Below are 2,638 nucleotides of genomic sequence, written 5' to 3'. Positions count from 1 at the left end.
CCACTTTCGTTTTTTATCAAGATAACCTTTTAACTATTCATGAAAACATAAAAAAGCTATTGACTAATCGTAAGAAAAAGTTAAGTCTTAAGCTGTTCTTGTAGCCTGGTTTTCAATAGCTTGTGATGTCTGATAGCCGATGCTGCTATGGATTCTGTTTCGGTTATACTAGCCTTCTATAAACTGAAACAGGGCCAGCTTTGCTGCCCGGTAGTCTGTGTACTGCGTATGATAAACTTCTTCTTTCTTTAGTATGGCGTGGAACGACCCTATACAGGCATTATCATAAGGACAGCCTTTCTGGCTAAAAGACTGCTTGATTCCGTGTTTTTGAACATGCTGAGTAAACTCACTGCTGGTATATTGTGAGCCAAGATCGGTATGAGGAATTAAGCCCTTTCGGGGCTTTTGAGAAAAACAGGCGTTTTGAAGTGCTTCGATCACCAATTCCGAAGTCATAGAACGGGAAAAAGAATAGCCAACGATTTTTTTCGAATGCAGATCCAATACAGAGGCTAGATAGCACCAGCCGTCTCTTACCGTAGGAATATATGTAATATCCACCACCCATTTCTCATTGATCGTGCAGGTAGTGAAGTCTCGTTTTAAGAGATTCTCCAGTTGCACAACCTTTTCTTTTGAGGGGGAGGGACGGTATTTCTTCTTGGTAATCGAACGGATCCCAGCCTTTCTCATTAAGCGTTGGACACGCTTCAAGCTTAGACAAAAACCGTTGTTTAATAAGGTTTTATAGATTTTCGGAGCGCCATAACGCGCCTTACTTTCCAGGTGAATCCGCCCTATTTCCTTCGTCAGTTACTGGTTTTCCAGTTTACGCTTTAACATTGTTTTTTCAAGGGAATCATAGTAGCTGCTTCTTGGCACGGCCAGCACTTCGCACATTTTCTGAACGGGGTATTGATCTTTGTGTTCCTCGATAAAATCGTTGAGCTCTGCTTCGGTTACTTTTTCGCGAATATGGCCATAGCCTTTTTTAGGATTTCTACTTCCTGTTTTAACCGAAGGTTTTCTTTCTGGATCTCGGCTAACTCTTTTGGTGTCATTGCCTCTTTCTCTGAACCAATAAGGGTAAAGTCTTTCCCCCATTTAGAAATCGTTACTTCTGATACGCCATATTCGCTGCTTAATTCTTTAACCGAGCTGCCGGAATGATACAAGTCTACAATCGTTTTCTTAAAATCATCGTTATATTTTTTGCCTGCAGGTTTACGTTCCAATTCGGACACATCCTCTCAAAAATAATTGTAAGGACTTAATTAAACTGTGTCCATGAAACTATACTAACTCCAAGTGGTTGAATTAGTCTTCACGTAGATGTTGCTGCCTCTTAGTGTTGCAGCATCCAAATCGTTATTAAACTTAACAGTGAAATCATAGTGCGGATCAACATTTGTTTTTGTTTCTAACGGTTTATACTCTATCTCTTTTTTCACTGCCACCTCTGTTGCTTCACTTATATTCTCTGCTTCATCAGTGCCGTTAGAACGATTTCTGTTCCCGCTGCCTGCTTTAGAATAGTCTCTCATAATAAAATAAAAAGCAATCCTTATTCTTTACCTACAATAATTAACTTCATATCCAGTGCATTTAATAATTTTACGATTGTTTTTAGAGTAGGATTTGTTTTCCTAGATTCTATTCTTCCTATAGCAGATTGACTTAATCCTGTCATTTCCGCAAGATCTTCTTGAATAAGCCCTAGTCTCTTTCTTTCCTGGATTAGATTTTTAATAAATTCCTCTTCCTCGCGCGAAAAAATGTGGTCTGTCTCTTCTTGATCAACATTTACTGATACTTGTTTTCCACCCTCACCTTTTATTCCCATTACTTTATTCTCTTTCTAGGCTTATTTCCAACCTTGATATAATAAGCACCATCGTTATCAAGCGTTTTAAATATCTTGATTCCAAGCCACATTAAGGGCATCCAGATTTCTTTCATTGAATGTAGTGTCATAAATATTCCCCTTATTAAATGAATTGTAGGGAAATCGTATTCGATAACTGGCTAGCTTAGTCTTCGTTAACATTAGCCACCTTATTTCCCAATTAATTTGTCTTTTTATATACCCCACTTCGTAAAATATATTATAGACCTTTTTACCTATTTTTAAAACTGTTATAATTAAATAATAATTATATTTTAATTATAATAAGAGAGTTAAACAAAAAAAGCCCGACCAAGGGATTTATTGTTATTGGTGAAGTTTTTTCTTTGCATATATATGGTCGTTCCTATTTATGTATTAAAGTGATCCTCTAATAGCGATTTGTACCCTCTAGAAGCATTAATCCTTTTTCATTTAACACTATCTTCTTCATAAAATGGGCTACATTTGCTTCTGAAGGCTTGCTCGTCATAGGCTATTTTCATCATCTTTATCGTAAAAATGAGCCATTTAAACACTGGTTAAAACACGACACGTTTAATTGTTTTTCATTTCCATCATGAAATTTCATTAGAAATTCACGGTTACTTGAAGCTGCTTCTGTGTCTAAGACTTAGTTTTATACTTAATACTCGAAGGGCATGCTAGTAACGTAAAGAAATTTGAGGAGGTAAAATAAATTTATGACTCTAAACAAAGAACTCCAGACCTTAAAAGAATATCACAGTG

At 36.7% G+C, this 2,638-nt stretch carries 1 protein-coding gene and 1 pseudogene; both read right to left on the bottom strand.

Features of this window, described 5'->3' with window-relative positions:
• Positions 1-87 precede the first annotated feature (87 nt).
• A pseudogene (locus NLX67_RS22475) lies at positions 88-1,238 on the bottom strand (IS3 family transposase).
• Positions 1,239-1,567: 329 nt separating this feature from the next.
• On the bottom strand, positions 1,568-1,846 hold the full coding sequence (locus tag NLX67_RS22470) for a helix-turn-helix domain-containing protein (RefSeq protein ID WP_254313622.1): 279 nt from the start codon (positions 1,844-1,846) through the stop codon (positions 1,568-1,570).
• Positions 1,847-2,638: the final 792 nt, after the last annotated feature.

Origin of the sequence: Domibacillus sp. A3M-37 (genome assembly GCF_024213455.1) — a bacterium.
GTDB lineage: Bacteria > Bacillota > Bacilli > Bacillales > Domibacillaceae > Domibacillus > Domibacillus tundrae.
This window is presented reverse-complemented; position numbering and strand designations above follow the sequence as displayed.